Origin of the sequence: Paracoccus ravus (assembly GCF_004522175.1) — a bacterium.
Lineage (GTDB): Bacteria > Pseudomonadota > Alphaproteobacteria > Rhodobacterales > Rhodobacteraceae > Paracoccus > Paracoccus ravus.
This window is the reverse complement of record NZ_SDEB01000054.1, coordinates 1-6,785: the sequence shown is the minus strand read 5'-3', so window position 1 is coordinate 6,785 and position 6,785 is coordinate 1. Positions and strand designations below refer to the sequence as shown.

General features: G+C 62.2%; 6 protein-coding genes and 3 pseudogenes. 7 read left to right on the top strand and 2 right to left on the bottom strand.

Annotation, left to right across the window (positions count from 1 at the left end; all coding sequences use genetic code 11):
* Nucleotides 1–192 precede the first annotated feature (192 nt).
* Nucleotides 193–1,215 carry a ketol-acid reductoisomerase gene (gene ilvC / locus ESZ60_RS20050; RefSeq protein WP_134682430.1) on the bottom strand — a complete coding sequence of 341 codons (1,023 nt, stop codon included), beginning with the start codon at nucleotides 1,213–1,215 and terminating at the stop codon, nucleotides 193–195.
* Nucleotides 1,216–1,341: 126 nt separating this feature from the next.
* Here ilvC and ESZ60_RS20045 point away from each other — a divergent pair, with 126 nt between their 5' ends.
* The 5 genes from ESZ60_RS20045 to ESZ60_RS20025 all read left to right on the top strand — a co-directional run bounded on the left by ESZ60_RS20045 (nucleotide 1,342) and on the right by ESZ60_RS20025 (nucleotide 4,895).
* Complete coding sequence (locus ESZ60_RS20045) at nucleotides 1,342–1,797, top strand: Lrp/AsnC family transcriptional regulator (protein ID WP_134682429.1); 456 nt, start codon at nucleotides 1,342–1,344, stop codon at nucleotides 1,795–1,797.
* Nucleotides 1,794–2,246, top strand: coding sequence for an Lrp/AsnC family transcriptional regulator (locus ESZ60_RS20040; protein ID WP_134682428.1), 453 nt, complete (start codon nucleotides 1,794–1,796; stop codon nucleotides 2,244–2,246). Before ESZ60_RS20045 ends, ESZ60_RS20040 begins: the two co-directional genes overlap by 4 nt.
* Nucleotides 2,247–2,318: 72 nt before the next feature.
* Complete coding sequence (locus ESZ60_RS20035) at nucleotides 2,319–3,620, top strand: lipoprotein-releasing ABC transporter permease subunit (protein ID WP_134682427.1); 1,302 nt, start codon at nucleotides 2,319–2,321, stop codon at nucleotides 3,618–3,620.
* Entirely contained in the window at nucleotides 3,613–4,275 is a 663-nt protein-coding gene (locus tag ESZ60_RS20030) for an ABC transporter ATP-binding protein (protein ID WP_134682426.1), read from the top strand. Before ESZ60_RS20035 ends, ESZ60_RS20030 begins: the two co-directional genes overlap by 8 nt.
* Before the next feature lie 122 nt (nucleotides 4,276–4,397).
* Nucleotides 4,398–4,895 (top strand): phosphatase PAP2 family protein, encoded by a 498-nt coding sequence (locus tag ESZ60_RS20025; protein ID WP_134682425.1) that lies wholly within the window; start codon nucleotides 4,398–4,400, stop codon nucleotides 4,893–4,895.
* 9 nt (nucleotides 4,896–4,904) lie between these two features.
* On the opposite strand, the pseudogene ESZ60_RS20020 reads toward ESZ60_RS20025, so the two are convergent.
* Nucleotides 4,905–5,219, bottom strand: a pseudogene (locus ESZ60_RS20020) (transposase); the annotation flags it as partial.
* A 74-nt stretch (nucleotides 5,220–5,293) separates the two neighbouring features.
* On the opposite strand from ESZ60_RS20020, the pseudogene ESZ60_RS20015 reads away from it, so the two are divergent.
* Both ESZ60_RS20015 and ESZ60_RS21590 read left to right on the top strand, forming a co-directional pair.
* Nucleotides 5,294–6,311, top strand: a pseudogene (locus ESZ60_RS20015) (IS110 family RNA-guided transposase).
* Nucleotides 6,312–6,663: 352 nt separating this feature from the next.
* A pseudogene (locus ESZ60_RS21590) lies at nucleotides 6,664–6,785 on the top strand (IS110 family transposase); the annotation flags it as partial.

The following is a 6,785-nucleotide window of genomic DNA, read 5'->3' as shown; positions in this document are numbered from 1 at the left end:
GCTGTCAGCACCGTGGACCTGAAACACATTCTTCGCCAGATCCGGTCCGACCGTGATAATCTCCGACATGACCGCCTCCCAATATGGATTGTTGCGATCCCACCTTGGCACGTCGATGCCGGCGGGGGGCGGTTACACCATCAAAGCCCGACAGAATAATAAGCCCCGCGCGAGGCGGGGCTTTCTGAAGTCTTAGTTGCGGGCCTTGTCGACCATTTTGCCTTTCGAGATCCACGGCATCATGGCGCGCAGCTTTTCGCCGACCTTCTCGATTTCATGTTCGTCGTTGATGCGACGGGTCGCCTTGAAGAAGGGTTGGCCGACGGCGTTCTCCTGCATGAAGTCGCGCACGAACTTGCCGGTCTGGATGTCGGTCAGCACGGCTTTCATGCGGGCCTTGGTTTCCTCGTAGGGCAGGATGCGCGGGCCCGAGACATACTCGCCATATTCGGCGGTGTTCGAGATCGAATAGTTCATGTTCGCAATGCCGCCTTCGTAGATCAGGTCCACGATCAGCTTCACTTCGTGCAGGCACTCGAAATAGGCCATCTCGGGCTCGTAGCCAGCCTCGACCAGGGTTTCGAAGCCCATGCGGATCAGCTCGACCAGACCGCCACACAGAACCGCTTGCTCGCCGAACAGGTCGGTTTCGCATTCCTGACGGAAGTTGGTCTCGATGATGCCCGAGCGGCCGCCACCGATGGCCGAGCAATAGGACAGGGCGATGTCCTGTGCCTTGCCCGACGCGTCATTGTGGACTGCGAAGAGGCAGGGGACGCCGCCGCCTTTGGTATATTCGCCACGCACGGTGTGGCCCGGACCTTTCGGAGCCATCATGATGACATCGACGCCCGGCTTCGGCTCGATCAGGCCGAAATGCACGTTCAGGCCGTGAGCGAAAGCGATCGCCGCGCCTTCGCGCAGGTTGTCATGGACGTATTTCTTGTAGGTCTCGGCCTGCAGCTCGTCGGGCATGGTGAACATGACCAGATCGGCCCAAGCAGCAGCTTCTGCGATGCCCATGACCTTCAGGCCTTCGGCTTCGACTTTCTTGGCCGAGGCCGAGCCTTCACGCAGAGCGACGACGACGTTCTTGGCACCCGAGTCACGCAGGTTCAGCGCATGGGCGTGGCCTTGCGAGCCATAGCCGATCATGGCGATCTTCTTGTCTTTGATCAGGTTAACGTCGCAATCGCGATCATAGTACACACGCATCAGCGTCTCTCCTCATTCGATGCATTATTTCTAGCAGCGACTCGAATGCAGTTCTGTGCAATCTTCGCGAAATTTATGGAAACTTCGCGATGATCATGCCATATGCGGCCAATAGGTGAAAAAATCATGCCCGATACCACGGACCGACGCATATTGCGCCATCTTCTGGCCGATCCCGAACTGCCCAATGCAGAGCTGGCGGAGCGGGCCGGGGTGACCCCCGCCAGCCTGTGGCGCCGCTTGGACCGCTTGCGCGAGGATGGCGTGATCGGCGCGTTCGAGGCCCGGATCGACTGGCGCAAGCTTGGCTATGAAGTGCAAGTTAGCCTGCGCTTCACCTTGGACAAAACCGAGCCGCGCGCCTTCGACAATTTCATCGCCGCCGCCCGCAAGGTTCCCGAGGTGACCGAGATCCAGACCTTCCTCGGCTCGGTCGATATGCGCCTGTCGGTCATCGCGCGCGACATGGCGCATTGGCAGCAGATCTATCGCGAGAGCATCCTGACCCTGCCGCATGTGCAGGACAGTGACGCGCTGATGCTGGTTTCGACCATCAAGGACGTGCAGGAGCTGCCACTATGACCCCCGATGCGACGGATCTTGCGATCCTGCGCCTGCTTTCCGAGGATGCGACCCGCAGCGCGGCCGAAATCGGGCGGCATCTGGGCATGACCCAGCCCGCGACGTGGAGGCGGATCAAGCGCCTGACCGACGAAGGGGTGATCGCCGGGAGGCGCATCGTCGTCGACACCACCGCGCTGGGGTTCGGGGTCACCGTTTTTCTGGGCATCAAGCTCGCCGCCAAGGGCCGTGTCGGCCTCGAGGATTTCGAGCGCGCCGTGACCGCCATACCCGAGGTCCAGACCGTGCAGCACGTTCTTGGCCAGTTCGACTATCGCCTGCGCGTCCGCGCCCGCGACATTGCCGATTTCGAGCGTATCCTGCGCCGCCGCATCATGACCCTGCCGGGCGTGGGGCAGGTCGAGGCCAATGTGTTGCTCTCCGAGGAACGCCGCCCCGGACCGTTATAATTCACGCTGTTGTTTGCTTGCATGTTCAGGCGCGACGGGCCAAGCAGTTCCGACCCGAAAGACAGGTGATCGATGGCAAGTCCCGCCCCCTTCTCACGCTTTGAATTCATGATCGCATGGCGCTATCTACGCGCAAGGCGGGCCGAGGGTGGCGTCAGCGTGATGACTTGGATCAGCCTGATTGGCATCACTTTGGGCGTCATGGCGTTGATCGCGACACTGGCGGTGCGGGCGGGTTTTCGCGCTGAATTCGTCGATACGATCCTTGGCGCGAATGCGCATAGCACAGTCTATTACGCACCGACCTCGGTCTATAACGACCTCACTGAAGAAACCTATGTTTCGCCGGGCATGATCGAGGATTACGATGCTCTGGCCAAGAAGATCGCCGCGCTGCCCGGAGTGACCCGCGCGACGCCGGTGGTGCGCGGTCAGGTCATGGCGAGCCAGAATAGCGAGAATAACGTCGCCGAGGTTTACGGCCTGACGCTGGACGCACTGAAGGCCGTTCCGCGCATCGCCGACCCCGAGACAGGGATGGGCAATATCGACGATTTCGACAAAGGCATCGCCATTGGTTCGGGTCTCGCGCGGGAATTGGGCGTCGTCGTGGGCGATCGCGTGCAGCTCATCTCGCCCGACGGCGCCCAGACGGCGGTCGGCACGACGCCGCGTGTCGAAAGCTACGACGTCGCCTATGTTTTCACCGCCGGGCGCTACGATATCGACCGCACGCGGATCTATATGCCGATGCCCGAGGCGCAGACCTATTTCAACCGCGAGGGCATGGCCGACGAGATCGAGATTTTTGTTCAAGACCCCGAAAAGGTCGATGATTTCACCATGCCGCTGATCCAGACGGTGGGTGAGCGGGCGCAGGTCTGGACGTGGCGCGATGCCTCGGGGAGCTTCCTCAAGGCGCTGGATGTCGAGGATGATGTCATGTTCATCATCCTGTCGATCCTCGTGCTGATCGCCTCGATGAACATCACCTCGGGGCTGATCATGCTGGTCAAGAACAAGGGCCGCGACATCGGCATCCTGCGCACCATGGGCCTGACCGAGGGCGCGGTGCTGCGCGTATTCTTCCTCTGCGGGGCTTTTACGGGCGTGATCGGGACGATTGCGGGCGTCGTGCTGGGCGTGATCTTTGCGCTGAATGTCGACCATATCATGAGCTTCGTGAACTGGTTCTCGGGCGGTGGGGCGTGGGACCCGGCGGTTCGCGGGATTTATGAGCTACCCGCGAAACTGCGCGGAGTGGATATCGCCAAGGCGGTGATCCTGTCGCTGGCTCTGTCCTTTATCGTCACGATTTTCCCGGCTCGCCGCGCGGCCCGCATGAACCCGGTGGAGGCCCTGCGCTATGAGTGATGTGCTTGTTCTGGACGGAATTTCAAAGACCTATGGCAAGGGCGGTCCGGCCCCGGTTCCGGTTCTGGCCGATCTGTCGCTGCGCGTGGGCCGAGGCGAGGTCGTGGCGCTGGTCGCGCCTTCGGGGGCGGGGAAATCGACGCTCTTGCATATCGCGGGACTGCTGGACACCGCCGATAGCGGTCGGGTGGTGCTGAACGGCCGCGATCTGAGCGGGCAAGGCGATCGCGCCCGTACCGAGGCGCGGCGCGAGGATCTGGGCTTCGTCTACCAGTTCCACCACCTGCTGCCCGAGTTTTCGGCCGCGGAAAACATCGTTCTGCCGCAATTGGCGAATGGCGTCTCGTCTGGCGCGGCACAGGCGCGCGCGCTGGATTTGCTGGGGCGTGTGGGGCTAAGCCATCGCGCCGATCACCGTCCGGCGCAGATGTCCGGGGGCGAGCAGCAGCGCGTGGCCTTTTGCCGGGCGCTGGCGAATGCGCCCTCGCTCTTGCTGGCGGATGAGCCGACCGGGAACCTTGATCCGGCGACCTCGGACAAGGTCTTCGACGTGCTGATGTCGCTGGTGCGCGAGACGGGCCTTTCGGCGCTGATCGCGACCCACAACATGGATCTGGCAGCGCGCATGGATCGGGTGATCCGTCTGGGCGAGTAAGACAACGACTGCCCGCGCTGCGGGAATGCCGACGCTCGTTGGTATTGTCGTCGGGACGCCTATGCAGCAGGCCTCGACCGGCGGTAAACAAGACATGCTCCGAAAACGCGGGGGAGGATGTGATGAAGGCGGTGGCGGTGGTTTGCGCCTTGGGTCTGGCTGCTCCGGTGGCGGCGGACCCGTTCGAGCAATTCGGCACAGTGATGAAATACGGCCTGCCCTTGGCGGCGGCGGTTTGCGCGGCGGATCAGGACCGGCTTGAGGACTTTGCTGTGCGGGGCATCCTGCAGACCGCGCTGGTCTGGGGGATGAAGGAATATTTCGACGGCACCCCGATCTCGCGCCGCCCCTCGGGCGAGGGCAAGGGCTTTCCGTCAGGCCATACGGCGGCGGCGTTTTTCGGGGCCTCGGACCTCGCGGGGAAATGCTTTGAGGATGAGGCGGCGGCGGGCGCGCTGGCATATGGCGCGGCGGGCCTGACGGGTTGGAGCCGCGTCCATGCCGGGGAGCACACGCCCGAACAGGTCTGGACGGGCGCGCTGATCGGATTTTCATTCGGGGCCGCGAGTTTCGGGATCGGGTCGGAAGGGGCGAGCTTCGATGTGGGGATGAGGTTCTAGGGTCAGGATTCATAACCAGTAGATGACGAGTGCGGCGCGGGCGATGGCGTATTTGACCGGTGCCTTGCGCTTCTTTCGGCCGGGGAAGCCGGCGCGTATCCCCTTGTCCTGCACCGCTTCTCTAATTCAGTCAGCGCCATAGCCACGATCCCCGAGCAGCCATTTGACGTTTGGTAAGCTGCTCAGCAGAGCTCGCGCACCAATGTAGTCGCAGACCTGACCGGCGGTTACGAACAGGTCGATCGGTCGTCCCTGACTGCCGCATATGGCGTGCAGTTTTGTGTTCATGCCGCCTTTGGTTCGACCGATCTGGCGTCCACGCCCCCTTTATGGATGGCCCGCCCCTCCCGCCGACCTCTGTGTAGGATGTCGGTTTTCAAAGGAGGAAGGAGCGAACCATGAGCATTGTCATCCTTGGCATCGATCTGGGCAAGAACAGTTGCAGTGTCGTCGGTCTCGACCGGGCGGGGACAGTCGTGATGCGTCGGCGATTGCGTCGGGAGGGCGTTATCGCCTTCGCGTCGAAGCTACCGGCCTGCATCATGGCCATGGAGGCGTGTTGCGGCGCTCATCACATGGGACGATCACTGGCAGCACTCGGGCATGAGATCCGATTGATGTCGCCGGAATATGTCCGGCCTTACGTCAAAGCCCAGAAGAATGACGACCGCGATGCTGAGGCAATCGCCGAAGCGGCGACCCGGCCCACCATGCGTTTCGTCGAACTCAAGAGCGAGGAACAACTCGACGTTCAGACGCTGCACCGGGTGCGGGATCGACTGGTCGGTGAGCGCACGTCACTGACCAACCAGATCAGGAGCCTTCTGCTTGAACGCGGACATGTCGCCGCACAAGGCCACGCCCGGTTGCGCCAGTTGCTCGCTGATCTGTTGGACCCCGGTGCGGGCAGCCTCAGTCCGCGCATGGTATTTCTGCTCGGTGACATGCGCGCGCGCTGGGAGGGACTGGACCGCCGGATTGCCGCTTTCGATGCAGAATTCGCGACCATGGCCAAGTCTGATGAGGGAGCGCGCCGGCTGACAAGCATTCCGGGCATCGGTGCACTGAATGCCACCGCATTGGTGGCCGCTGTAGGCAATGCCGCGACATTCACGAAAGGACGAGACTTGGCCGCATGGCTTGGTCTTGTGCCCAGGCAGGCGACAACGGAAGCTCCTCGGGATCACAAAGCGGGGCAGTCGCTATCTGCGCAAGATGTTAATCCAGGGCGCACGAGCGGCCATGCCGACCTTGGCCAGAGCGGATACAGCGGTCGGTGCCTGGCTACGCGCGCTTCTCGCCCGCACCCATCCTAATGTCGCTGTCGTCGCGCTTGCCGCAAAAATGGCGCGCACCGTTTGGGCACTCTTGCGGCACGGCCGGGTTTACGCCCCCGCTCCGCTGGCGGCGGGCTGAAACGAATATGCGTCCACCTCAAAACCGCATGGGCGCGACAAGCTGCGAGTGGTGAAAGGAAGATGGCCTGACAGTCGAACGGTGTTCCGAAAACCTCCGGTCAAAAATGGCCCTCTGAGGCCGGCCCCTTTATGAGGATCGGGACGCGCGGATCTCCATCTTGGCAGCGGTCATCTCGCCGACATGCCGGATACGTTTGTGCAGACTGCTCACGTCGAAATCCAATCGGCGCTTGCAACGGGGCGGGCCATACGTTTTGACGGCCATGCTGGTCGCCGTTCCAGGAGGGTTGCGCTAGGGCATGTTGATGGCGTGGATGCCCCCACCTGACGGCATCGCAATGTGCCAATGTGTCGGGCAGCGCACTCAAATGATCAATGCTCTTCGCGGACATCTTGCCGAACACGGCTTGGTCGCGGCGAGAGGGAGTGCCCACCTCAGGAAGCTTGCGGACCCAATCGAAGACATCAACAC

Coding starts and splice junctions, on each gene's coding strand:
- ilvC (WP_134682430.1), bottom strand. CDS start 1,215: ATGCGTGTGTACTATGATCGCGATTGCGACGTTAACCTGATCAAAGAC.
- ESZ60_RS20035 (WP_134682427.1), top strand. CDS start 2,319: ATGGCAAGTCCCGCCCCCTTCTCACGCTTTGAATTCATGATCGCATGG.
- ESZ60_RS20025 (WP_134682425.1), top strand. CDS start 4,398: ATGAAGGCGGTGGCGGTGGTTTGCGCCTTGGGTCTGGCTGCTCCGGTG.
- ESZ60_RS20030 (WP_134682426.1), top strand. CDS start 3,613: ATGAGTGATGTGCTTGTTCTGGACGGAATTTCAAAGACCTATGGCAAG.
- ESZ60_RS20045 (WP_134682429.1), top strand. CDS start 1,342: ATGCCCGATACCACGGACCGACGCATATTGCGCCATCTTCTGGCCGAT.
- ESZ60_RS20040 (WP_134682428.1), top strand. CDS start 1,794: ATGACCCCCGATGCGACGGATCTTGCGATCCTGCGCCTGCTTTCCGAG.